At 63.4% G+C, this 22900-nt stretch carries 22 protein-coding genes; 16 read left to right on the top strand and 6 right to left on the bottom strand.

Annotated elements, in window-relative coordinates:
- Positions 1-61 precede the first annotated feature (61 nt).
- From carA to C2I19_RS08310, 5 genes are all read left to right on the top strand, one after another.
- Positions 62-1189 carry a glutamine-hydrolyzing carbamoyl-phosphate synthase small subunit gene (carA, locus tag C2I19_RS08330; protein WP_103902238.1) on the top strand — a complete coding sequence of 376 codons (1128 nt, stop codon included), beginning with the start codon at positions 62-64 and terminating at the stop codon, positions 1187-1189.
- 15 nt (positions 1190-1204) lie between these two features.
- Positions 1205-1855 (top strand): leucine efflux protein LeuE, encoded by a 651-nt coding sequence (gene leuE, locus C2I19_RS08325; RefSeq protein ID WP_103902237.1) that lies wholly within the window; start codon positions 1205-1207, stop codon positions 1853-1855.
- Positions 1856-1929: 74 nt separating this feature from the next.
- On the top strand, positions 1930-5139 hold the full coding sequence (gene carB / locus C2I19_RS08320; RefSeq protein WP_103902236.1) for a carbamoyl-phosphate synthase large subunit: 3210 nt from the start codon (positions 1930-1932) through the stop codon (positions 5137-5139).
- 142 nt (positions 5140-5281) lie between these two features.
- Entirely contained in the window at positions 5282-5758 is a 477-nt protein-coding gene (gene greA, locus C2I19_RS08315; RefSeq protein WP_103902235.1) for a transcription elongation factor GreA, read from the top strand.
- Positions 5759-5830: 72 nt separating this feature from the next.
- Positions 5831-6259: a DUF4149 domain-containing protein gene (locus tag C2I19_RS08310; protein ID WP_103902234.1), complete on the top strand. Its 429-nt coding sequence runs from the start codon at positions 5831-5833 to the stop codon at positions 6257-6259.
- Between the two features lie 248 nt (positions 6260-6507).
- Here the strand turns inward: C2I19_RS08310 and C2I19_RS08305 are convergent, their stop codons facing one another.
- Positions 6508-6828, bottom strand: a complete 321-nt coding sequence (locus C2I19_RS08305; RefSeq protein ID WP_103902233.1) for a YhbY family RNA-binding protein — start codon at positions 6826-6828, stop codon at positions 6508-6510.
- A 152-nt stretch (positions 6829-6980) separates the two neighbouring features.
- Between C2I19_RS08305 and rlmE the strand changes: the two genes are divergently transcribed.
- From rlmE to C2I19_RS08275, 6 genes are all read left to right on the top strand, one after another.
- Complete coding sequence (gene rlmE / locus C2I19_RS08300) at positions 6981-7598, top strand: 23S rRNA (uridine(2552)-2'-O)-methyltransferase RlmE (protein ID WP_103902232.1); 618 nt, start codon at positions 6981-6983, stop codon at positions 7596-7598.
- A gap of 83 nt (positions 7599-7681) precedes the next feature.
- Entirely contained in the window at positions 7682-9601 is a 1920-nt protein-coding gene (ftsH, locus tag C2I19_RS08295) for an ATP-dependent zinc metalloprotease FtsH (RefSeq protein ID WP_103902231.1), read from the top strand.
- Positions 9602-9675: 74 nt separating this feature from the next.
- A complete protein-coding gene (locus C2I19_RS08290) occupies positions 9676-10281 on the top strand; it encodes a DJ-1/PfpI family protein (protein WP_103902230.1) in 606 nt (201 codons plus the stop codon).
- 5 nt (positions 10282-10286) lie between these two features.
- Positions 10287-11123, top strand: coding sequence for a dihydropteroate synthase (gene folP, locus C2I19_RS08285; RefSeq protein WP_103902229.1), 837 nt, complete (start codon positions 10287-10289; stop codon positions 11121-11123).
- Between the two features lie 103 nt (positions 11124-11226).
- On the top strand, positions 11227-12561 hold the full coding sequence (gene glmM / locus C2I19_RS08280; RefSeq protein WP_103902228.1) for a phosphoglucosamine mutase: 1335 nt from the start codon (positions 11227-11229) through the stop codon (positions 12559-12561).
- A 154-nt stretch (positions 12562-12715) separates the two neighbouring features.
- Positions 12716-14578 (top strand): ExeM/NucH family extracellular endonuclease, encoded by a 1863-nt coding sequence (locus C2I19_RS08275; RefSeq protein ID WP_103902227.1) that lies wholly within the window; start codon positions 12716-12718, stop codon positions 14576-14578.
- 21 nt (positions 14579-14599) lie between these two features.
- On the opposite strand, the gene alr is transcribed toward C2I19_RS08275, so the two are convergent.
- Positions 14600-15673, bottom strand: a complete 1074-nt coding sequence (alr, locus tag C2I19_RS08270) for an alanine racemase (protein ID WP_103902226.1) — start codon at positions 15671-15673, stop codon at positions 14600-14602.
- 111 nt (positions 15674-15784) lie between these two features.
- Here alr and C2I19_RS08265 point away from each other — a divergent pair, with 111 nt between their 5' ends.
- On the top strand, positions 15785-16402 hold the full coding sequence (locus C2I19_RS08265; protein WP_103902225.1) for a DedA family protein: 618 nt from the start codon (positions 15785-15787) through the stop codon (positions 16400-16402).
- 64 nt (positions 16403-16466) lie between these two features.
- Here C2I19_RS08265 and C2I19_RS08260 read toward each other — a convergent pair whose 3' ends face one another.
- Positions 16467-16793: an FKBP-type peptidyl-prolyl cis-trans isomerase gene (locus C2I19_RS08260; protein WP_103902224.1), complete on the bottom strand. Its 327-nt coding sequence runs from the start codon at positions 16791-16793 to the stop codon at positions 16467-16469.
- 138 nt (positions 16794-16931) lie between these two features.
- On the opposite strand from C2I19_RS08260, the gene C2I19_RS08255 reads away from it, so the two are divergent.
- Positions 16932-17729 (top strand): DUF2189 domain-containing protein, encoded by a 798-nt coding sequence (locus C2I19_RS08255; protein WP_103902223.1) that lies wholly within the window; start codon positions 16932-16934, stop codon positions 17727-17729.
- Positions 17730-17739: 10 nt separating this feature from the next.
- Positions 17740-18690, top strand: coding sequence for a D-2-hydroxyacid dehydrogenase (locus tag C2I19_RS08250; protein ID WP_103902222.1), 951 nt, complete (start codon positions 17740-17742; stop codon positions 18688-18690).
- Between the two features lie 142 nt (positions 18691-18832).
- Here C2I19_RS08250 and C2I19_RS08245 read toward each other — a convergent pair whose 3' ends face one another.
- Complete coding sequence (locus C2I19_RS08245) at positions 18833-19312, bottom strand: DUF1841 family protein (protein ID WP_199181114.1); 480 nt, start codon at positions 19310-19312, stop codon at positions 18833-18835.
- Positions 19313-19431: 119 nt separating this feature from the next.
- On the opposite strand from C2I19_RS08245, the gene C2I19_RS08240 reads away from it, so the two are divergent.
- On the top strand, positions 19432-19911 hold the full coding sequence (locus C2I19_RS08240; RefSeq protein WP_103902221.1) for a glutathione peroxidase: 480 nt from the start codon (positions 19432-19434) through the stop codon (positions 19909-19911).
- A gap of 141 nt (positions 19912-20052) precedes the next feature.
- Here the strand turns inward: C2I19_RS08240 and trmB are convergent, their stop codons facing one another.
- Together trmB and C2I19_RS08230 are read right to left on the bottom strand one after the other, a co-directional pair.
- Positions 20053-20733, bottom strand: coding sequence for a tRNA (guanosine(46)-N7)-methyltransferase TrmB (trmB, locus tag C2I19_RS08235; RefSeq protein WP_103902220.1), 681 nt, complete (start codon positions 20731-20733; stop codon positions 20053-20055).
- 37 nt (positions 20734-20770) lie between these two features.
- Positions 20771-21688: an NAD(P)H-binding protein gene (locus tag C2I19_RS08230; RefSeq protein ID WP_103902278.1), complete on the bottom strand. Its 918-nt coding sequence runs from the start codon at positions 21686-21688 to the stop codon at positions 20771-20773.
- A 39-nt stretch (positions 21689-21727) separates the two neighbouring features.
- Here C2I19_RS08230 and C2I19_RS08225 point away from each other — a divergent pair, with 39 nt between their 5' ends.
- Positions 21728-22756, top strand: a complete 1029-nt coding sequence (locus C2I19_RS08225; RefSeq protein ID WP_103902219.1) for a CDP-6-deoxy-delta-3,4-glucoseen reductase — start codon at positions 21728-21730, stop codon at positions 22754-22756.
- Positions 22757-22900: the final 144 nt, after the last annotated feature.

The following is a 22900-nucleotide window of genomic DNA, read 5'->3' as shown; positions in this document are numbered from 1 at the left end:
AACAAAACCGGCGCTGCCGGTTTTTGTGTAAGCGCCGAGGCAAAGCAACAGGAGCCAGCCAGTGTCAATCCTCCCCGCAATCCTTGTCTTGGCTGACGGCACGCTTTTTAAAGGTAGTGCTATCGGTGCCGCCGGCCACACGGTCGGCGAGGTGGTATTCAATACCGCCATCACCGGTTACCAGGAAATCCTCACGGATCCTTCCTATACCAGGCAGATCGTCACTCTCACTTACCCGCACATCGGCAATGTCGGCGCGAATTCGGAAGACACCGAATCCCGCGCCGTTTTTGCATCAGGGCTGATCATTCGTGATCTGCCGCTGCTGCACAGCAACTTCCGCGCCGAAGACTCGCTGTCCGATTACCTGAAAAAGAACAACGTCGTCGCCATCGCCGACATCGACACCCGCAAGCTGACGCGCATCCTGCGCGAGAAGGGCGCCCAGGCTGGCTGCATCATGGCCGGCGACATCGACGAGGCCAAGGCCTTGGAACTGGCGCGCGGCTTCGGCTCCATGGCCGGCCAAGACCTGGCCAAGGTCGTGAGCTGCCAGAAGCCCTACGCCTGGACCGAAAAGCAATGGAAGCTGGGCGCTGGTTATCAGATCCAGGCCGCTACCCGTTTCCACGTGGTGGCCTATGACTTCGGCGTCAAGCACAACATCCTGCGCATGCTGGCCGAGCGCGGCTGCCAACTGACCATCGTCCCGGCCCAGACGCCGGCCGAAGACGTGCTGGCGCTGAATCCGCACGGCGTGTTCCTGTCCAACGGCCCCGGCGATCCGGAGCCGTGCGACTACGCCATCGAGGCCATAGGCAAGATACTGGAAAGCAAGCTGCCGGTGTTCGGCATCTGCCTGGGCCACCAACTGCTGGGCCTGGCCTCCGGCGCCAAGACCTCCAAGATGAAGTTCGGCCACCACGGCGCCAACCACCCGGTGCAGGATCTGGACTCCGGCCGCGTGATGATCACCAGCCAGAACCACGGCTTCCAGGTGGATGAGACCAGTCTGCCGGCCAATGCCCGCGTCACCCACCGCTCGCTGTTCGACGGCACGGTGCAGGGCATCGCGCTGACCGACCGCCCGGCGTTCTCCTTCCAGGGCCACCCGGAAGCGAGCCCGGGACCGGAGGACGTGGCTTATCTGTTCGACCGCTTCATCGCGGCGATGGCGGAACGGCAGTAAGGACGGGATAGCATCATGTTGGGCATTACCGACCTTAGCACCTATCTGATCGGCACCTTGATCGTGATCCTGCTGCCGGGACCGAACGCCATGTACGTGCTGTCCGTGGCGGCGCAGCGCGGCAAGCGCGCAGGCTTCGCCGCCGCGGGCGGCGTGGTCAGCGGCGACTTCATCCTGATGACGTTGGCGGCCACTGGCGCAGCCGGCCTGCTGCAGGCCAATCCGTCGCTGTTCGCGGTGGTCAAGTACATCGGCGGCGGCTACCTGGCCTGGCTGGGCATCAATATGTTGAAGTCCGGCATCCTGGCCTGGCGCCGCGCGCGCCGCGGCGAGGCTTCTCCGGCCAAGGCGTCGCCGCTGTCTGGCGGCCACCCGTACCGCAAGGCGTTGCTGATCAGTCTGATGAACCCGAAGGCCATTTTGTTCTTCGTGTCCTTCTTCGTGCAGTTCGTCGATCCGGCCTACCCGCATCCGGCGCTCACTTTCGCCGCGCTGGGCGCCATCGTGCAGTGCTGCAGCATCGCCAACCTGTCCATGCTGATCCTGCTGGGCGACAAGCTGGCCGCGGCCTTCCGCCGCCGGCGCAAGCTGACGGCGGCGCTGGGCGGTTCGGTGGGCGCGATCTTCGTCGGATTCGGCGCCAAGCTGGCGGTAGCCAGCCTGTAAGGTCATATTGAATACGCCGCGCCGCCGGGGAGGGGGCGCGGCCCGAGAATACAAGTCATCAAAGAGTAGAAGCCATGCCTAAGCGTACCGACATTAAAAGCATCCTGATCATTGGCGCCGGCCCCATCGTCATCGGCCAGGCTTGCGAATTCGACTATTCCGGCGCCCAGGCGTGCAAGGCCCTGCGCGAGGAGGGCTACAAGGTCATCCTGGTCAACTCCAATCCGGCCACCATCATGACCGACCCGGACATGGCCGATGTCACCTATATCGAGCCCATCAGCTGGCCGGTGGTGGAAAAGATTATCGCCAAGGAGCGTCCGGACGCCATCCTGCCGACCATGGGCGGCCAGACTGCGCTGAACTGCGCGCTGGACCTGGCCAAGCACGGCGTCCTCGAAAAATATAAAGTGGAGCTGATCGGCGCCACCGAAGACGCCATCGACAAGGCGGAAGACCGCGGCCGCTTCAAGGAAGCCATGGCCAAGATCGGCCTGTCCTGCCCGTTGTCCTTCGTCTGCCACACCATGGAAGAGTCGCTGGAGGCGCAGTCCAAAGTGGGCTTCCCCACGCTGATCCGCCCGTCCTTCACCATGGGCGGCTCCGGCGGCGGTATCGCCTACAACAAGGAAGAGTTCGTCGCCATTTGCGAGCGCGGCTTCGAAGCGTCTCCCACCCACGAGCTGCTGATCGAGCAGTCGGTGCTGGGCTGGAAAGAGTATGAGATGGAAGTCGTTCGCGACAAGAACGACAACTGCATCATCATCTGCTCCATCGAAAACTTCGACCCGATGGGCGTGCACACCGGCGACTCCATCACCGTGGCCCCGGCGCAGACGCTGACCGACAAGGAATACCAGATCATGCGCAACGCCTCCTTGGCGGTGCTGCGCGAGATCGGCGTGGATACCGGCGGCTCCAATGTGCAGTTCGCCACCAATCCAGCCACCGGCGAGATGATCGTCATCGAAATGAACCCGCGCGTCAGCCGTTCCTCCGCACTGGCGTCCAAGGCCACCGGCTTCCCGATCGCCAAGATCGCCGCCAAGCTGGCCGTGGGCTTCACGCTGGACGAACTGAAGAACGACATCACCGGCGGCGCCACCCCGGCTTCGTTCGAACCGTCCATCGATTACGTGGTCACCAAGATTCCGCGCTTCGCCTTTGAAAAATTCCCGCAAGCCGACGACCGCCTGACCACCCAGATGAAGTCGGTGGGCGAAGTGATGGCCATGGGCCGCACGCTGCAGGAATCGATGCAGAAGGCCCTGCGCGGCCTGGAGACCGGCTTGTCCGGCTTCGACTCGGTCACCACCGACGAAGCCGCCATCCGCCACGAGCTGGGCGCGCCGGGACCGGAACGCATCCTGTACGTGGCCGACGCCTTCCGCATCGGCATGAGCCGCGACGACATCCACGCCGTCAGCAAGATCGACCCGTGGTTCCTGGCCCAGATCGAAGACATCGTCGGCGAGGAAAAAGCGCTGGCCGGACGCAAGGTGGAAGACACCGATTACGCCGAACTGCGTCGCCTGAAGCGCAAGGGCTTCTCCGACCGCCGCCTGGGCGAGCTGTTGGGAACCGACCAGGCCGCCGTGCGCGCCAAGCGCTGGGCGCTGGGCCTGCACCCGGTATACAAGCGCGTGGACACCTGCGCCGCCGAATTCGCCACCAATACCGCCTACATGTACTCCACCTATGAGGAGGAGTGCGAATCCAAGCCGTCCGACCGCAAGAAGGTGATGGTGCTGGGCGGCGGGCCTAACCGCATCGGCCAGGGCATCGAGTTCGACTATTGCTGCGTGCATGCGGCATTGAGCCTGCGCGAATCCGGTTTCGAGACCATTATGGTCAACTGCAACCCGGAAACCGTATCCACCGACTACGACACCTCGGACCGCCTGTACTTCGAGCCGCTGACGCTGGAAGACGTGCTGGAAATCTGCCGCATCGAGAAACCGTTCGGCGTCATCGTCCAGTACGGCGGCCAAACTCCGCTGAAGCTGGCGCGCGCGCTGGAGGCCAACGGCGTGCCCATCATCGGCACCACGCCGGACATGATCGACGCCGCCGAGGACCGCGAACGCTTCCAGAAGCTGCTGAACGAGCTGGGCTTGAAGCAGCCGCCTAACCGCACCGCCCGCGCGCCGGCCGAGGCGATGAAGCTGGCCGAGGAAATCGGCTACCCGCTGGTGGTGCGCCCGTCCTATGTGCTGGGCGGCCGCGCGATGGAAATCGTCCACGAGCCGGCCGACCTGGAGCGCTATATGCGCGAGGCGGTGAAGGTGTCCAACGACAGTCCGGTGCTGCTGGACCGCTTCCTCAACGACGCCATCGAAGTGGATGTGGATTGCGTATCCGACGGCGATCAAGTAGTCATCGGCGGCATCATGCAGCACGTGGAGCAAGCCGGCGTCCACTCCGGCGACTCGGCCTGCTCTCTGCCGCCGTACAGCCTGTTCCCGGCGATGCAGGACGAGATCCGCCGCCAGACCGTGGCCATGGCCAAGGCCTTGAACGTGGTCGGCCTGATGAACGTGCAGTTCGCGATCCAGGGCGAGACCATCTATGTGCTGGAAGTGAATCCGCGCGCCTCGCGCACCGTGCCTTTCGTGTCCAAAGTGACCTCGGCGCCGCTGGCCAAGATCGCCGCCCGCGCCATGGCCGGCATCAAGTTGGCGGACCAAGGCTTCACCAAGGAAGTGATTCCGCCGTTCTACGCAGTGAAGGAAGCCGTATTCCCCTTCATCAAGTTCCCGGGCGTGGACACCATCCTGGGGCCGGAAATGAAGTCCACCGGCGAAGTGATGGGCGTGGGCAAGACCTTCGCCGAAGCCTACGTCAAGGCGCAGCTGGGCGCGGGCGACCGTCTGCCCAAGACCGGCAAGGTGTTCCTGTCGGTGCGCGACGGCGACAAGAACGGCGCGGTGGATGTGGCGCGCGAGCTGCAGCGTTTGGGCTTCGGCGTCTGCTGCACCCGCGGCACCGCCAAGCATCTGGTCGACGCCGGCTTGATCGTGCAGGTGGTGAACAAGGTCAACGAAGGCCGTCCGCACATTGTGGACATGATCAAGAACGGCGAGATCGATCTGGTCATCAACACTGTGGACGAGAAGCGTACCGCGATCCAGGACAGCCACTCCATCCGCCGCTCCGCCTTGCAGGCGCGCGTGCCGCAGTACACCACCTTGTCCGCGGCCAAGGCGGTGTGCGTGGGCATGAGCCACGCCGAGGCTTTCGATGTGTACAGCGTGCAGCAACTGCACGCGCAGATCGCAGGATGAGGGGGAGTAAACGCCGGTAGGCTTTGATGCGGAGGCGATTTGCCGTTACAATTCCGCTCATACCCGCTTACCCAAGCCGCCGTCTCGTACGGCGGCTTGTGTTTTTGATGAAGGCGGACAACCGCCTGTGGAGAATACTGTAATGATCAAAGTCCCGTTGACTGTACGCGGCGCCGAGTTTCTGAAGGAAGAACTGCAACGCCTGAAGAGCGTGGAGCGTCCGTCGGTGATCGAGGCGATCGCCGAGGCTCGCTCGCATGGCGACCTGTCGGAAAATGCCGAGTATGACGCGGCCAAGGAACGCCAGGCTTTCGTGGAAGGCCGCATCGCCGAGCTGGAAGGCAAGCTGTCCAATGCCGTGATCATCAATCCGGCCGAGCTGGACGCCGACGGCCGCGTGGTGTTCGGCGCGACCGTGGATCTGATGGATCTGGAGACCGAAGAGAGCGTCACCTACCAGATCGTCGGCGACGACGAGGCCGATATCAAGGTCAGCAAGGTATCGGTGAACTCGCCGATCTCGCGCGCGCTGATCGGCAAGGAAGCCGGCGACGTGGCCGAAGTGGTGGCGCCGGGCGGCATCCGCGAGTACGAAGTGCTCGACGTCAAATACATCTGAACGATTCCTGACCGCGCGCGATGATGCCCATCGCGCGTTTTTCATCAGCGGCGCCTGTTGCCGGGAGACGAAATGGACGGTTTGCGCGCATTGGCCAAGACCTTCTGGATTGGCGGTTTGTGGGTGATAGGCGTGATCGTGGCGCCGGTGCTGTTCAAGACGCTGGATGCGGCCACCGCCGGCATGGTGGCGGGACGCCTGTTCGCCGTCATTGCCTGGGTGGGCCTGGTGTGCGGCGCCTTCCTGCTGGTGGACATGGTGTGGCGCAACGGGGTGTCCGGGCTCAAGATGGGCGCGTTCTGGCTCATCGTCGGCATGCTGGTGTGCACACTGATCAATCAGTTCGGCGTGGCGCCCATCATCGTCACCTTGAAGCAGCAGATGAACCACGCGGCCGAAGGCTTGTTCGGCGGCGGCTTCGCCACCTGGCACGCCATTTCCAGCCTGATCTACCTGGCGCAGAGCCTGCTGGGCCTGGCCTATATCTGGCGCGGCGAATAAACTTGGCATGAAAAACGGTGGCTAGGCCACCGTTTTCGTAGGGCGGATGCCTCATGGGGCGATCCGCCGGCGTGTGGTTCGAACGATTGACGAGACGGATGGCGGAACGCCCGGCTGGGCCGGGCTTCCACCCTACGCGTTGAGCGATGGGCATGAAAAACGGTGGCTAGGCCACCGTTTTCGTAGGGCGGATGCCCCGCAGGGGCGATCCGCCATTGCCTTGTCTGCGGGCGCTTGCCCGGCGCGACTCAGCCTTTGAGGGCTTGCTTGTTCTTCGGCAGGGCGATGCGAGCCTTGTCGCTGGGACGCCACAGCACCAGCAGCTTGCCGATGTGCTGCACCGGGGCGCAGCCCAGTTCGTCGCAGATTTGTTCGAACATGGCCACGCGGGCGTCCCTGTCGTCGCCGAGCACGCGAACCTTGATCAGTTCGTGGGCGTCCAGATTGATGGCGATTTCACGCACCACGGCCTCGGTCAGGCCGTTGTTGCCTACCATCACCACCGGGTCGATGCCGTGCGCCAGACCTTGCAGGTACTTGCGCTGAAACGGCTTGAGTTCAATTTTCATGGAAATACGGAATTCAAAGCAAAACGCGATTCTACTAGAATTTGCCCCTGCCCCCCAAATTTGGTCCCGAATTAACCGAAAAACAACAGGATAGCGTCGTGAGAGACGGGGCATCGGCTATCCTGAGCATTGAAACGACAGAAGGCGCCGAGATGGCAAGAAGCAAGAGCAGCAACAGCTGGCTGCAGGAACACGTCAACGATCAATATGTGCACATGGCGCAGAAGGACGGCTACCGCGCCCGCGCCGCCTACAAGCTCTTGGAGATCAACGACAAGGACAAGCTGATCCGGCCCGGCACCGTGCTGGCGGATCTGGGTTCCACTCCGGGCAGCTGGTCGCAGGTGGCCGCGCGCATCGTCGGCGATTCGGGCAAGGTGTTCGCGCTGGACATCCTGCCGATGGATCCGGTGCCAGGCGTGGACTTCATCCAGGGCGACTTCCGCGAAGAGTCGGTTTTGCGCGAGTTCGAGCAATTATTGGGCGGACGCGAGCTTGATCTTGTAATTTCCGACATGGCGCCCAATATCTCAGGCATGAGCGCCATCGATCAGGCCAGGAGTTTCCTGTTGTGCGAGCTGGCTTTGGACTTTGCGCGCGATCATTTGAAACCCGGCGGCCATTTTCTCGTCAAAGTGTTCCAGGGCAGCGATTTTCAGGATTACCTCAAGGCCATGCGCGAGCTGTTCTCCGAGGTGGTCACCCGCAAGCCGAAGGCGTCGCGCGACCGCTCCAGCGAAATCTACCTGCTGGGCAAGGGTCGGCGCTGACACGAAACGGCGCGGAGCGTACAATCGTAGTCATTTAACGTATAAGCAACCAAAAAGTCAGGGCACAGAGGAGTCCGCTACTCGTGAACAATATCGGCAAAAACATCGCCATCTGGGTGATCATCGGCTTGGTGCTGATGACAGTGTTCAATCAGTTCAGCAAACGTCAGGACACCCAGAATCAGCTCGAATACTCGCAGTTCGTCAGCGATGTCGAGTCCGGCAAAGTGCAGTCCCTGACCATAGAGGGCCATCCGCTGCGCGGCCAGTGGCTGAAAGGCAAGCTGACCGACGGCACCGCCTTCGCCACCTACGCGCCCTATGATCCGCAGCTGGTGGACGACCTGATCAAGAACAATGTGCGCTTCTCCGCCAAGCCGGAAGAAGAGCCGTCCATGCTGATGAGCATTTTCATCAGCTGGTTCCCGATGCTGCTGTTGATCGGCGTGTGGGTATTCTTCATGCGCCAGATGCAGGGCGGCGGCAAGGGCGGCGCGTTCTCGTTCGGCAAGAGCAAGGCGCGCATGCTGGACCAAGACGCCAACACCGTGGTGTTCGCCGACGTGGCCGGTTGCGACGAGGCCAAGGAAGAAGTGAAGGAAATCGTGGACTACCTGCGCGATCCTTCCCGCTACCAGAGCCTGGGCGGCCGCATTCCGCGCGGCATCCTGCTGGCAGGCAGCCCGGGTACCGGTAAAACGCTGCTGGCCAAGGCCATCGCCGGCGAGGCCAAGGTGCCGTTCTTCAGCATCTCCGGCTCGGACTTCGTCGAAATGTTCGTCGGCGTGGGCGCGGCCCGCGTGCGCGACATGTTCGAGCAAGCCAAGAAGAACTCGCCGTGCATCATCTTCATCGACGAGATCGACGCGGTCGGCCGTCAGCGCGGCGCCGGCCTGGGCGGCGGCAACGACGAGCGCGAGCAGACGCTGAACCAGCTGCTGGTGGAGATGGACGGCTTCGACACCAACTCCACGGTGATCGTGATCGCCGCCACCAACCGTCCGGACGTGCTGGACCCGGCGCTGCAGCGCCCGGGCCGCTTCGACCGCCAGGTGATCGTGCCGCTGCCGGACATCCGCGGCCGCGAGCAGATCCTGAACGTGCACATGCGCAAGGTGCCGATCGCCGCCGACGTCAACGCCGAAGTGATCGCCCGCGGCACGCCGGGCTTCTCCGGCGCGGACCTGGCCAACCTGATCAACGAGGCCGCCCTGTTCGCCGCCCGCCGCAACAAGCGCCTGGTGGACATGGAAGACCTGGAGTCCGCCAAGGACAAGATCATGATGGGTGCCGAGCGCCGCAGCATGGTGATGACCGAGGAAGAGAAGCGCAATACCGCTTACCACGAGTCCGGCCACGCGGTGGTCGCCAAGCTGCTGCCGAAGTCCGACCCGGTGCACAAGGTCACCATCATCCCGCGCGGCCGCGCGCTGGGCGTGACCATGCAGCTGCCGGAGCAGGATCGCTTCGCCTACGACCGCGGCTACCTGATGGACCGTCTGGCCATCTTGTTCGGCGGCCGTATCGCGGAAGAGCTGTTCATGAACCAGATGACCACCGGCGCCAGCAACGACTTCGAGCGCGCGACGCAGATGGCGCGCGACATGGTCACCCGCTACGGCATGTCCGACAAGCTGGGCCCGATGGTTTATGGCGAGAACGAGGGCGAAGTGTTCCTCGGCCGTTCCATCACCACGCACAAGAACCTGTCGGAAGCGACGATGCAGCAGGTGGACCAGGAAATCCGCCGCATCATCGACGAGCAGTACGCGCTGGCTCGGCGTCTGCTGGAAGATAACCGCGACAAGGTGGAGGCGATGACCGCCGCGTTGCTGGAGTTCGAAACCATCGACGCCGAGCAGATCAACGACATCATGGAAGGCAAGCCGCCGCGTCCGCCGAAGCCGGGCTCCGGTTTCGCCGCCAAGCCGGAAGCCAAGCCGGCGGAACCGGCAGAGCCGGCCGCATCGTCGGCCTCGTCCGATCCGGCCCAGGAAGTCTGATTTCCATGTCATCCCTAGCCGGGCAAGCCTTCGCGGGCTTGCCCGGTTTTCACGTCTAGTCTTCTCATCCTGCCATGCCATCATCCCAAATCAGCAAGCCCATCGCCGTGTTGCTGTATCCAGGGTGCATTTTTTTCGAGATCGCCTTGCTGGCCGAGGAGCTGGCCGGACATGCGCCGCTGCGCTATTTGACGCCGGACGGCGAGGCGCACAGCGCTTCCAATGGCGCCGTGCTGGCGGCGGATGGCGATGACTCGGCGCTGGAACGGGGAGCTTGGGCTGCCGTGCTGGTGCCGGGCGGGGATCCCGGCTCCATTGTTCCTGATGGTTTGGCCAATGCAGGTTTACGAGCCGCGGCGGGGCAGGGGGCCGTTGTCGCGGGCATTTGCGCCGGCAATCTGGTGTTGGCGGCGGCAGGGCTGCTCAAAGGCCGGCGCGGCACGCATAATTACACGGTTGACGACGCCTCTCCCGCTGCAGTGGCTTTGACTGTGCCGTACTGGCGGGGCATGGAGTATTTCCGCTGCGATGTGGTCATCGATGGCCGCATCGTCACCGCCATGCCCTGGGCCTATGTCGAATTCGCCGCCACGGTCATGTCGGCGCTGAATCTCATGGATGCGGCGGCGCGGGACGCGTTTCACCGCAGGCATGGCCCGCGTTTGGGCCTGGGAGCATAACAATCATGAAAACCTTGCTGTGCGGGCGTTTCACGCTCGATCTTTCCCGCCCGTTGGTGATGGGCATCCTCAATGTCACGCCGGACTCCTTCTCCGATGGCGGCCGCTTCAATCGCATAGACGACGCGCTGCTGCGTGCCGAAGCCATGCTGGCGGAAGGGGCTGACATCCTGGACATAGGCGGCGAGTCTACTCGTCCCGGCGCGCCCTATGTCAGCCCGGACGAGGAGATGGCGCGCGTGCTGCCGGTGCTGGAAAAGCTGCGAGACATCGGCGCGCCGCTGTCGCTGGATACGCGTCGCGCCGAAGTGATGCGCGAGGCGCTGGCCCTGGATGCGGCGGATTTGATCAATGATGTGTCGGCGCTGGAGGATGAAGGCGCTTTGCCGCTGATCGCGCAAAGCCGCGCGGCAGTCTGCCTGATGCACAAGCAGGGCAATCCGGACACCATGCAACATAAGCCGACTTATCGGGACGTGGTGGACGAGGTGGGCGATTATCTTAAAGTCCGCGTCCAGCTATGTCTGGCCGCGGGCATGCCGCGCCAGCGGCTGCTGGTGGATCCCGGCTTCGGTTTCGGCAAGACGCTGGAGCATAACCTGGCCCTGCTCAAAAGACTGGATGAAATCGAACGCGCCGCCGGCGCGCCGCTGTTGGTCGGCTTGTCGCGCAAATCCATGCTGGGTGCGATCACAGGCGAGCCGGTGCCGGCGGAGCGGATGGGAGCCAGCGTCGCGGCGGCGCTGGAGTCGGCGCGGCGCGGCGCGGCGGTGATTCGCGTGCATGACGTCAAGGTGACGCGGCAAGCGCTGCAACTGTGGCAGGCATTGCAGGAATCTTGATGGAAAGCTGGTTTTCCACGTAGGGGAAATGGCAAAATACCAGCTGCATTGGTCAACCGGCCTTTATTCAGGCGCGGTCTTAACCGAACAAAGAGAAAATTGAATGAGTCGCAAATATTTTGGCACCGATGGCGTGCGCGGAGAGGTCGGCCAATTTCCGATCACTCCCGAATTCGTGATGAAGCTCGGCTATGCGGCAGGGCGAGTTCTGGTCAATCATGACAAAGCTCATCGTCCGACTGTGTTGATCGGCAAGGACACTCGTATCTCCGGCTATATGCTGGAAGCGGCCTTGCAGGCTGGCTTCACTGCTGCCGGCGTCAATGTGCTGCTGACCGGCCCCTTGCCGACGCCCGGCATCGCTTACTTGACGCGCGCGTTGCGACTGGAGGCCGGCGTGGTGATTTCGGCCTCGCATAATCCTTTCCACGATAACGGCATCAAGTTCTTCGCCGAAGGCGGCAAGAAACTCGACGACGCGCTGGAGCTGGAAATCGAAGCGATGCTGGATCAGCCTATGGAGACCAATCCTTCGCTGGAACTGGGTCGGGCACGCCGGATCGAGGGCGCGGCAGACCGTTACATCGAATTCTGCAAGAGCACCTTCCCCAACGAGATGAGCCTGAAGGGCTTGAGGCTGGTGGTGGACTGCGCCAACGGCGCCACCTATCACATCGCGCCCAAGGTATTCCATGAGCTGGGCGCCGAGCTGGTGGAAATCGGTTGCGAGCCGAATGGCTACAACATCAATGACCGAGTCGGCGCGACTTATCCGAAAACGTTGCAAATGGCCGTGCTGGAGCACCAGGCCGATTTCGGCATCGCGCTGGACGGCGACGGCGACCGCCTGATCATGGTGGACGCGGCAGGCCGCGTCTACGACGGCGACCAGCTGATCTATGTGATCGCCAAGGCTCGCGCGGCGCGCGGCGCGCTGAAGGGCGGCGTGGTCGGCACCGTGATGACCAATATGGCGATGGAGCTAGCCTTGCAGAAGCAGGGCGTGCCATTTGGCCGCGCCAAAGTGGGTGACCGCTACGTGCTGGAAATGCTGCATGCCGATGGCTGGCAGGTGGGCGGGGAAGCCTCCGGCCACATCCTGTGCCTGGACAAGCACAGCACCGGCGACGGCATCATTTCCAGCCTGCAGGTGCTGGCCGCGGTGCAGGAACTGGGTTTGAGCCTGGCTGATATCTGCGCCGACTGGCAGCCCTTCCCGCAAACGCTGATCAATGTCCGTCACAACGGCTGCGACTGGAAGGGCGCTGCCGCCCAACCGCTGGCCGAGGCCGAGGTTGCGCTGAACGGCCGCGGCCGCGTGGTGTTGCGCCCGTCCGGCACCGAACCGGTGGTTCGGGTGATGGTGGAGGCCGATGACAAGGCTTTGGCCGACGCTTGGGCCGGCGCCATCGCCAAGGCGATCGAAGCGGTCGCCTAAGGCCTGCCGCGGCCGGCAGGCGCGCAGCGAGAATGCCAGGCTTGGGCCTGGCATTTTTTTTGTAAATTCAATGTCATATTTCGCGTTAATCAAATTGATTGTCATTTTTTGGCGGATAGAATGGCCGCTTCCACGCTCAGGATGACAAAGCAAAATGAACGCGATCCTCCCGTCTCGGCCCCTTTCCTGCGCGCTGGCCATCGCGCTGGCATTGTCGGCCCTGCCTGCCAAGGCCGGCTGCGACCAGGCGTCCAGCCATCGTCTTCACCAGATACAGGGCGCAGGTTTTCAGAGTCCTGCGCTCAAGCAGACCGTGAGCGCGCGAGGTGTGGTCAGCGCGCTGCTGTATGGCAAGGAAGGGCCCGTGGGCTTCTTCATGCAGGAGGAGGCGCGCTATCAGGATGCCGATCCCGCCACTGCTGAAGGCATCTACGTGTATACCGGAAGGCTGGCTTTGCCGCCGTTGAAGACGGGCGATGTGGTCGCTGTGCGCGGCAAGGTGCTCGAGTTCGGCCGCAAAGGCGATGCGCGCAGCGAAACTCAGTTGCAGCCAGCTTCCGCCGACGATGTGCAGGCCTGCGGCATTCGGGGCGACCTGACGCCGATCACGCTGCGCTTGCCCTTGAGCGGCGGCGCGGCGCAGCTGGAGGCGCTGGCCGGCATGGCGGTCAAGTTCGAGCAGCCCTTGCATGTGGCTGACAGCTACAACTATGGCCGCTATGGCGAGCTGACTTTGTCCAGTCAAGCGCGACAATGGGCGCCGACTCAGCTTTATCGGCCGGGCAGCGCAGAGGCGCAGTCGCTGCGCGCGGGCAATCTGCGCGATCGCGTGTTGTTGGACGACGGCAAAACCTGGCAGAACGCCGACGACTGGCTGCCGGGGCCGGGGGGATTGTCGGCTGGCAATACGCTGCGAGTGGGAGATCGCTTAGAGGGCTTGACCGGCGTGGTGTCGTTCAGCAACGGCGCCTACCGCATCCAGCCGCTCTATCCGCCGCGAGTCTCCGCCGCGAATCGGCGCGCAGCGGCCCCTGTTCGCCAGCCGGGCCTGTTGCGGGTGGCCAGCTTCAACGTGCTCAACTTCTTCAATGGCGATGGACAGGGCGGCGGATTCCCGACCGAGCGCGGCGCCAAGACCCATGGCGACTTTCTGCGGCAGAAGGCCAAGGTCGTCGGCGCCATCCGCCAATTGGATGCCGACGTGTTGGGTCTGATGGAGCTGGAGAACGACGGTTTCGGCCCGCGATCCGCCATCGTGGAACTGCTTGAGGCACTGAACGCCGGCCTGACGGCAGACCGTCAATATCATCTTGTCGATCCCGGTTTGCCCAGAATAGGCAGCGACGCCATCACCACCGGCATGCTGTATCGCCCGTCGCGAGTCAAGCCCGACGGCGCTGCGCAGGCGCTGACGGTGGGCGACCCAGGCAAGAACCGCCCCAGTCTGGCGCAAACCTTCGCCGTGGACGGCAAGAGACTGACCTTGGTGGTCAATCATCTGAAGTCCAAGGGCAGCAGTTGTGATCAGCTCATGGCGAATGGCGTGGTGGACACGGACCGCGGGGATGGCCAGGGTAATTGCAATCTGACCCGCTTGCAGGCGGCGCTAGACCTGCTGAAATGGGCGAAGCGGCGAGGCGCGTCGGACCAGGAAGGGCTGCTGCTGATGGGAGACATGAACGCCTACGCCAAGGAAGACCCGATTCGCGCCTTGGAGGAGGGGGGGCTGTCCAATTTGCTGGCCCGTTTCGGGAAGGACGCTTATTCCTACGTCTATCAGGGGGAGTCCGGCAATCTGGACCATGCCTTGGCCGATGCCGCGCTTGGCAAATGGGTGGCGGATGCCGGCGAATGGCACATCAACGCCGACGAGCCGGCCGCGCTGGAGTACGGCGGCGAGTTCAAGTCCGCCGCTCAGCGGCAGCGTTATTATGCGCCCGACGCCTACCGCTCGTCCGACCATGATCCGCTGTACGTCGATCTGCGGCTGGGGCCTAGCGGCGGCGCGTGGCGCTGAACCGCCCGCAGGCGGCTGCGCTCAGTCGAGCGCGCGGCGCGGCACCCTGGGCATGACCGCGCTCATCAGCTCATAGCTGATGGTGCCGGCGGCGGCGGCTACCTGCTCAATTGGCACTTGCGATCCCCACAGCTCCACCCGGCTGCCGATGCCAGCCTGCGGCAGATGGCTGAGGTCCACCGCCAGCATGTCCATGGACACGCGGGCGACGGTGCCGCTGGCCTGGCCGTCTACGGCTACCGGCGTGCCGTTGGCGGCGAGGCGCGGGTAGCCGTCGGCGTAGCCGCAGGCGACGATGCCTATGCGCATCGCCCGGTCCGCGATGAAGCGGCGGCCATAGCCGACCGCATCGCCCTCCTGCAGTTGCTGCACGGCGATGATATCGGCCGACAGCGTCATCGCCGGCTCCAGCCCCAGCTCGACGCCGGTGGCGTCATCGAAGGGCGAGACGCCGTACAGCGCGACGCCGGGGCGGCCGATGTCGCCGTGGGTGAGCGGGTGGCGCAGCAGAGCGGCGGAGTTGGCGGCGCAAACGGGCAGGCCGCTGGCGACGGCCACCGGCGCGAAGCGGGACCACTGCTCGGCCACGCCGAAGTCGTCGTCGGCGGTGGCGAAGTGGGTCATGATGGCTGCTGGACGGACGCCCGGCATGCTCCGCAACCTCGTCAGCGCGTCCGAGGCCTGTTCCGGACGAAAGCCCAGCCGGTTCATGCCGCTGTTGATTTTTAGCCAGATGTCTACGAGGCGTTCGGCGGAACCTTTGGCCAGCCAGGCCATCTGTTCTAAGGTGTGGATGGCGCCGCTCAGGCGGTAGTCGGCCATCGCGGCGGCCTCGGCCGCGTCGAACGGGCCCTCCAGCAGCGCGATGGGCTGGCGTATGCCGGCCTCGCGCAGGCGCGCGGCGTCTTCGATATTGAGCAGGGCAAAACCGTCGGCCTGATCGGCCAACGCCTTTGCCGTGTCCAATACCCCATGGCCATAAGCGTCGGCCTTGATCACGGCGAACAGCTTGCGGGACTGCGAATGCTGGCGGATGAATTGGAAATTGCGGCGAATGGCCGGGAGGGAAATCTCCAGCCGAATAGGACGAGTCATGTCAAGAAAGCGTGAGGAGGAGGTGTGCTATTATACACCCCCGTGCTTGGACTTTAGCCGACCTGCCGCCGCCATGTCGCCCTGACTTGATCGCCGACAGACGGAATAACGATGGATACACTGCAGATACTTCTAGACTTTTTCACCGGCTACGGCTACCTCGCCGTATTCGCGGTGTTGCTGGTTTGCGGGTTCGGCGTGCCGATTCCGGAAGACATCACTTTGGTCGCCGGCGGCGTCATTTCCGGGCTGGGCTATACCAATGTGCATTATATGTTCGTGGTGGGCATGGCCGGGGTCTTGGTGGGCGATGGCATCATGTTCCTGGCCGGGCGCATTTTCGGCCACAAGGTGCTGCGCTTCAAACCCATTGCCCGCATCCTGACCCAGGAGCGTTTCCAGGCGGTGCAGGAGAAGTTCGAGAAATACGGCAACTGGGTGCTGTTCGTCGCGCGCTTCCTGCCGGGCCTGCGTTCCCCCATCTTCATCACCGCCGGCATGACGCGGCGCGTGCCCTACTGGCGCTTCCTGTTGATGGATGGCTTCGCGGCCTTGATCTCGGTGCCGGTCTGGGTTTATCTCGGCTATTACGGCGCGGCCAACCGCGAGTGGCTGATGACCATGGTGCATCGCGGCCAAGCCGGCATCCTCAGCGTGGTGGCTTTGCTGCTGCTGGTGGTGGGCGGTGTCTGGTACAAACGTCGCCGCGAATCCTGCATCAAGAAGTGAGCGGATCGAATGCAAATGAAAAGGCCATCCCGCGGGATGGCCTTTTTGCTGGAAACGAAGCGGATCAGCCGACCTGCAGCAGCTCCACGTCGAATACCAGCGTGGCGTGCGGCGGAATCACGCCGCCGGCGCCGCGCGCGCCGTAGCCCAGCTCGGACGGGATGGTCAGCTTGCGCTTGCCGCCGACCTTCATGCCCTGCACGCCCTGGTCCCAGCCCTTGATCACATAGCCGGCGCCCAGAGGGAAGCTGAACGGCTGCATGCGGTCCTTGCTGGAATCGAACTTGGTGCCGTCGGTCAGCCAGCCGGTGTAGTGGACGGTGACTTCCTGGCCGGACACGGCTTCGGCGCCTTCGCCGACGACCAGTTCTTCAATGATCAATTCGCTCATGCGGTTTCCTTCGCGCAAAGGGTGGCAACGCCGCGATTGTAGCAGCCGGATCGATGGTTTGTGTTTTCCCTTGCTTGGCATATAACGAAATTCAGACCACCCGGTCTTCGTTCTCTCCGCTACCCAAGGGGGTGTGCCATGGATGTTCTTCATCACGATCATGATCACGATGCGCCGCAGGTGAAACCGGTGGCGCGCAAAGTGGAGCTGGCGCAGACGATGCAATGGCTCAAAAAAGGCTTTCGCGACTTCCAGAAGGCGCCGGCAGACTGCCTGTTCTACGGCGCGCTGTTCGTGCTGATGGGCTATCTGCTGGGCGCCTATGTCGAGCAGGCGCCCGAGCTGGTCATCACTTTCGCCACCGTTTTCCTGCTGGCCGGCCCTTTTCTCGCCATCGGCCTGTACGACATCGCCAAGCAGATGGAAGCCTTCGACGGCCATGGCCGCGTGAAGCTGTTGCACAGCGTCACCTCCTGGCGCGTCAATATGCCGGGCTTCAGCCTGTATGCCGTGTTGCTGGCGGTGCTGGTGTTCGGCTGGTTCCGCGTGTCGCTGCTGATGTTCGCGCTGTTCTACGACACCGCCGCGCTGCCCAGCCTCAATGAAATCGTCGCCGACGCGTTCAAGGCGGGCAATGTGGAATTCCTGGTCGCCTACTTTGCTGTTGGTTTCCTGTTCGCCCAGTTGGTGTTCTCGGTCAGCGTGGTGGCTATCCCGCTGCTGCTGGACAAGGAGGTGGACACCATCACGGCGATGATAGCCAGCGTGCGGGCGGTCTATCGCAATGTGCTGACGATGGGCGTGTGGGCCGCTATCATTGTGGCCATGTCGGTGGTGGGTTTCGCCACCTATTACCTGGGCCTGATCATCATCATGCCGGTGCTGGCGCTGGCCAGCTGGCATGCCTATCGGGATTTGATCACCTTCGAGAGATGACCGCCACGCAATGACGCACAACGTCGTGTTTCTGGACCGGGACAGCCTGCCTGTCCCGGTTCCCGTTTTCAGCTTCCCCGCCCATTACCGCGAATACCCGTCCACTTCCATCGAGCAGATCGCCGTCCGCGCGGCCGAGGCCGATATCGTCATCAGCAACAAGGTGCCGCTGTCGCGCGAGACCATAGCGGGGTTGCCCAATCTGAGGCTGATCGCCATCGCCGCCACCGGCTATAACCACGTGGACCTGGACGCCTGCCGCGAGCGCGGCGTGGCGGTGTGCAATATCCGCCATTACGGCGATCACACGGTGGCCGAGCATGCTTTCACGCTGATGCTGGCGCTGATGAAGAATCTGCCGGCCTACCAGCGGGACGTCGCCGCCGGCATTTGGAGCCAGAGCAAGCAGTTTTGCCATTTCGGCGCGCCGATACGCGAGCTGCGCGGCGCTATGCTGGCCATCGTCGGAGGCGGCGGCATCGGACAACAGCTGGCCGCCATGGCGCGCGCTTTCGGCATGGAAGTGATCTTCGCCGAACGCAAGGGCGCGGCGCAGGTGCGCGAGGACAGGGTGTCGTTTGACGAGGCGCTGGCGCGCGCGGACGTGGTGTCGCTGCATTGCCCGCTGACGGAGGACACGCGCGGCATGATCGCCCAGCCGGAGCTGATGGCGATGAAGCCGGGCGCCATTCTGATCAATACCGCGCGCGGCGGCCTGGTGGACGAGGCCGATCTGGCGGCCGCCTTGAAGTACGGCCAATTGGGCGGCGCTGGTTTCGATGTGCTGAGTTCGGAGCCGCCGCCGCCGGATAATCCGCTGCTGAAGGCCCGGCTGCCCCATCTGATCGTCACGCCGCACGTGGGTTGGGCCAGCGGCGAGGCGATGCGCCGGCTGGCCGCGCAATTGGCCGGCAATATCGAGGCGTTTGCGCGCGGCGAGGCGCTGAATCGTCTGGTGTAGCGCCGGCGCGGAAGGACTTTGAGTTAAAAGCTTTGAAGTGTATTAAGAGTTTACTATGCTGAAATCACTTGGCCGGCTTGTCCGGCCAAGTTGCCCCGCTTGTTGAGCCGTGGCTGGTCCTCCCGCCACGGTATTTTTTCGCCTAGTCCGGGATATCGTTGGGATTGACGCGCGCTTGCTCTTCCTCGCCCATGCCGAGCTTGCCGCGGACGCAGGAAATGTAGCGGTTGACGTCGGGGCCGCCGCCATAGCGCTGGGCATGCCAGATCATCTCGCTCAGGCACTCCATAAACTCATGCTGCGCGCGATGTTCGTCGCCATGGCGCAGCGCTAGCTGGGCATACAGCGAGCGGATGCCGAAGGGCTGATCGATGGAGCGTTGCTCCTCGATAGCCACGTGCAGGCCCAGATGGAGGAAAGGATTGGTCTCGCCCATGTCCGGCGTCCATTCCTGCTCCATGAAGGCTTCCGGATTCTCCAGGATGGGATGGTACTCCGGGTGGTCTATAAGAATGGTTAGGACGATTTTCTCCAAGTCGGACAGAGGCTGGCCGGATTTGGATTTGTTCCAGGTGTCGAAGAAGAAGCGGCGGGCATCCTGGCGGCTGGGATTGAACAACATTGTTAAGACCTCGGGCGGTTTCTGGCGTGGCTCGCATCGGGCGCGCCTTGGCGCGGCAGGGGTCGGCGAGGCGCGCGGCCGCTGTGCGGGCTGCGGCATTATACGGTAGGGAGCTTGCCATGACCACGCTCTACGATTTCAGCGCCCATCGGGCGGACGGCGCTCTCGAGGCGCTTTCGGCCTACGAGGGCCAAGTCATTTTGCTGGTGAACACCGCCAGCGAGTGCGGCTATACCCGGCAGTACGCCGGCCTGCAGGAGTTGCAGGATTATTTCGCCGGCCAGGGTTTCCACGTGCTCGGCTTTCCATGCAATCAGTTTGGCGGACAGGAGCCGGGCAGCGAGGAGGAGATCGTCGCCTTCTGCCAGGGCCGTTTCGGCGTGTCGTTTACGCTGTTCGCCAAGGTGGAGGTCAATGGCGACGGCGCGCCGCCCTTGTGGCGTTGGCTGACCCAGGCAGAGTCCACGCATCCGCATCCGGTGAAATGGAATTTCACCAAGTTCCTGATCGATGGCCGCGGACGCGTGGTCAAGCGCTATGAGCCGGCGGTGGAGCCGCATGAGCTGGTGGAGGACATCAAGGCGTTGTTGGCGAGGTGAGGGGACTCGCCTTGTCGAGGCTGGGCGATGATGTCGGCTGCGGGCATGGCTTTGGGGCCAGCCTGTGTCGCCTAGGTCAGGGAGAGGGGCGCATGCGCGGGTATGGCCTATTGGGCCAACCCGCGCGACGGGAAAGGCGTTTTATTTGCGGCGGAAGATCACATCCCACACGCCGTGGCCAAGCTTGATGCCGCGGGCTTCGAACTTGGTCAGCGGGCGGTAGTCCGGGCGCGGGGCGTAGCCGTCGGCGGTGTTTTCCAGGTCGGCGTTGCCGCTCATCACTTCCATGATCTGGATCGCGTAGTCTTCCCAATCGGTGGCGGCGTGCAGATAGCCGCCCGGCTTCAGCTTCTTCACCAGCTTTTCCACCAGCGGCGACTGGATCAGACGGCGCTTGTTGTGGCGCTTCTTGTGCCACGGGTCGGGGAAGAAGATATGCACGCCGTCCAGGCTGCCGTCGGCCAGCATGTGGTCCAGCACTTCCACCGCGTCGTGGCGCATCAAGCGCAGATTGCTCAGCGCTTTCTCTTCGATCAGCTTGCACAGATTGCCGACGCCGGGGCCGTGCACCTCTATGCCTAGATAATCCTTGTCCGGATTGGACGCGGCGATCTCGGCGGTGGCGCCGCCCATGCCGAAGCCGATTTCCAGGATCTTGGGCGCGGCGCGCCCGAAAGCCTGTTCCAGGTTGATCGGCTCGGGACGGTATTCAATGCCCCATTTGGGCATGCCTTCGTCCATCGCCCGCTGTTGGCCCGAGGACAGATGGCCCTGGCGCAGCACGAAGCTGCGGATCGCACGTTTGAAAGCCGGATTTTCCATTTTGCTGGCCTGCTGAAAACTCAAAAAAACCGCGATGTTACCGAATCTCGGCGTAGCTTGCGAGTATCGCGGCCCGTCGCCGCTCATCTTGCCCCAAGGCGTCCAGATAATCGAGCGCGCTAGGCCACTGCAGGCGGACGCGCAGTTCGCGCCGCAGCCTGCCGTTGTCCAAGCGTCGGGATTCGGCCAAGAATGACCACAACTGGGGCGGAACGCTGGCCTTGGCCTGTTCGCGCGGCAGCTGCGGCGGGCAGGGCAGGTCCAGGGTTTCGCCCAGCGCCCGGTACCAGCGGCTGACCGGCAGCGGCAGGTCGTCGCAGGCATTGTAGACGCGAATGCCGGCGCGGCGGGATAGCGCGGCCACGCATAGCCGAGCCAGATCGTCGGCGTGGATATGGTTGCTCCAGCTATCCTCGGCATCGACGATCAGCGGCGCGCCGCTGGCGAAGCGGGCCAGCGGCAGCCGTTCGTCTGCATAGATGCCGGGCGCGCGCAGTATGGTCAGCGCGCTGCCGCGGCGAATCGCGAAACGCCGCAGTTGCGATTCGGCGTCGAGGCGGCGTCGCGCGCGATCGTTGGCGGGACGCAGGGGCGAGGTCTCGTCCAGCAGTCCGCCGCCGGCATCGCCGTAGACGCCTGTGGTGCTGATGTAGATCCATTGCTGTGGTATGCTGTCGGCTTTTGCCAACGCGTACAACAACTTGCGCATTCTCGGGTCGCTTTTGCCGCTAGGCGGAGGCGGGGCCGTCAGCAGCGCGGCGTCGGCCAAGCCGGCCAGCCGTCCCAGGCTCGCGGCGTTGTCCAGATCGCCGAGCATCGGCCGGGCTCCCAGCGCGCGCCAAGGCGCGGCGGCTTCTTTGGTCCGGCACAGGACCAATACCCGCCAGCGGCGCAGCAGCAGGGGGAGGGCGCGCCGCGCGACATCGCCGGCGCCGATGATAAGTAAGGTACGCATGGCGTGCATTTTAGCCAGAATTCGGGATTGAGAAACGACATGACTTGCCAGGTGAAGGTGCTCCCCAGCGGGCATACATTCGGTGTGGAAGCGCACGAAACCATTCTTGAGGCCGCTTTGCGTCAGGGCGTGGGCTTGCCTTATGGTTGCCGCGACGGCGCCTGCGGCGCCTGCAAGGGCAAAGTGGTGGAGGGCGAGGTGAGCCAGGACGGTTTCCAGGAAAAGGCGCTGAGCTCAGCCGAGCAGGCCCAGGGCATGGCGCTGTTCTGCTGCGCGCGGCCGAAGGGCGACATCAGCATCGAGGCGCGCGAAGTGACAGGCGCCGGCGATATCCAGATCAAGACGCTGCCGTGCCGAGTTGAGAAAATCGAAAAGATGCACGATGTGGCGGTGCTGAAGCTGAAGCTGCCGGTATCCGAGCGCCTGCAGTTTCGCGCCGGCCAATACATCGACATTCTGATGAAAGATGGCAAGAAGCGCAGCTTCTCCATCGCCAACGCGCCGCATGACGACGCTTTCCTGGAACTGCACATCCGCAATCAGCCGGGCGGCTCGTTCTCCGAATACGTGTTCCACCAGATGAAGGAGCGCGAAATCATGCGTTTCAAGGGACCGCTGGGCTCCTTCTTCCTGCGGGAAGATTCGGACAAGCCCATCGTGTTCATCGCCAGCGGCACCGGTTTCGCGCCGGTGAAGGGCATCATCGAGCACGCGATCCAGCATGGCATCACCCGCCCGATGATTTTCTACTGGGGCGCCCGCAGCAAGGCGGACCTGTATATGGCGGACTTGGCCGAGAGCTGGGCCGCGGCGAATCCCAATATCCGCTACATTCCGGTGTTGTCCGAGGCCTTGCCCGAGGACAACTGGACCGGCCGCACCGGCTTCGTGCATCAGGCGGTGCTGGAGGACTTCTCCGATCTGTCTGGCCATCAAGTGTATGCCTGCGGCGCGCCGGTGATGGTGGAGGCTGCGCATGGCGCTTTTACCCGCGAACGCGGCTTGCCGGAAGACGAGTTCTTCTCCGATGCCTTTTTCCTGGCCAAGGACATGGGCGGCGGAAAATAGACAAGCGATTGATCTGTATATAGAAAGCCCGCGACGGATGCCGCGGGCTTTTTTATTTCCACGGATGACATCCGATTGATTTGGGTCAATTCCACTGATTTCTACAGGGTTATTATGTCGTTGGCAAGGCGCTGGATCGCGGAA

It is taken from the genome of Chromobacterium alticapitis (assembly GCF_002924365.1).
Taxonomy (GTDB): Bacteria; Pseudomonadota; Gammaproteobacteria; order Burkholderiales; family Chromobacteriaceae; genus Chromobacterium; species Chromobacterium alticapitis.
This window is presented reverse-complemented; position numbering and strand designations above follow the sequence as displayed.

What these genes read in the sequence shown, in the direction of transcription:
- C2I19_RS08230 (WP_103902278.1), bottom strand. Translation starts at nt 21,688, where the DNA reads ATGCGTACCTTACTTATCATCGGCGCCGGCGATGTCGCGCGGCGCGCC.
- C2I19_RS08275 (WP_103902227.1), top strand. Translation starts at nt 12,716, where the DNA reads ATGAACGCGATCCTCCCGTCTCGGCCCCTTTCCTGCGCGCTGGCCATC.
- folP (WP_103902229.1), top strand. Translation starts at nt 10,287, where the DNA reads ATGAAAACCTTGCTGTGCGGGCGTTTCACGCTCGATCTTTCCCGCCCG.
- alr (WP_103902226.1), bottom strand. Translation starts at nt 15,673, where the DNA reads ATGACTCGTCCTATTCGGCTGGAGATTTCCCTCCCGGCCATTCGCCGC.
- carB (WP_103902236.1), top strand. Translation starts at nt 1,930, where the DNA reads ATGCCTAAGCGTACCGACATTAAAAGCATCCTGATCATTGGCGCCGGC.
- C2I19_RS08250 (WP_103902222.1), top strand. Translation starts at nt 17,740, where the DNA reads ATGACGCACAACGTCGTGTTTCTGGACCGGGACAGCCTGCCTGTCCCG.
- greA (WP_103902235.1), top strand. Translation starts at nt 5,282, where the DNA reads ATGATCAAAGTCCCGTTGACTGTACGCGGCGCCGAGTTTCTGAAGGAA.
- rlmE (WP_103902232.1), top strand. Translation starts at nt 6,981, where the DNA reads ATGGCAAGAAGCAAGAGCAGCAACAGCTGGCTGCAGGAACACGTCAAC.
- leuE (WP_103902237.1), top strand. Translation starts at nt 1,205, where the DNA reads ATGTTGGGCATTACCGACCTTAGCACCTATCTGATCGGCACCTTGATC.
- C2I19_RS08260 (WP_103902224.1), bottom strand. Translation starts at nt 16,793, where the DNA reads ATGAGCGAATTGATCATTGAAGAACTGGTCGTCGGCGAAGGCGCCGAA.
- C2I19_RS08265 (WP_103902225.1), top strand. Translation starts at nt 15,785, where the DNA reads ATGGATACACTGCAGATACTTCTAGACTTTTTCACCGGCTACGGCTAC.
- C2I19_RS08305 (WP_103902233.1), bottom strand. Translation starts at nt 6,828, where the DNA reads ATGAAAATTGAACTCAAGCCGTTTCAGCGCAAGTACCTGCAAGGTCTG.
- C2I19_RS08245 (WP_199181114.1), bottom strand. Translation starts at nt 19,312, where the DNA reads ATGTTGTTCAATCCCAGCCGCCAGGATGCCCGCCGCTTCTTCTTCGAC.
- C2I19_RS08290 (WP_103902230.1), top strand. Translation starts at nt 9,676, where the DNA reads ATGCCATCATCCCAAATCAGCAAGCCCATCGCCGTGTTGCTGTATCCA.
- C2I19_RS08310 (WP_103902234.1), top strand. Translation starts at nt 5,831, where the DNA reads ATGGACGGTTTGCGCGCATTGGCCAAGACCTTCTGGATTGGCGGTTTG.
- glmM (WP_103902228.1), top strand. Translation starts at nt 11,227, where the DNA reads ATGAGTCGCAAATATTTTGGCACCGATGGCGTGCGCGGAGAGGTCGGC.
- trmB (WP_103902220.1), bottom strand. Translation starts at nt 20,733, where the DNA reads ATGGAAAATCCGGCTTTCAAACGTGCGATCCGCAGCTTCGTGCTGCGC.
- C2I19_RS08225 (WP_103902219.1), top strand. Translation starts at nt 21,728, where the DNA reads ATGACTTGCCAGGTGAAGGTGCTCCCCAGCGGGCATACATTCGGTGTG.
- C2I19_RS08255 (WP_103902223.1), top strand. Translation starts at nt 16,932, where the DNA reads ATGGATGTTCTTCATCACGATCATGATCACGATGCGCCGCAGGTGAAA.
- C2I19_RS08240 (WP_103902221.1), top strand. Translation starts at nt 19,432, where the DNA reads ATGACCACGCTCTACGATTTCAGCGCCCATCGGGCGGACGGCGCTCTC.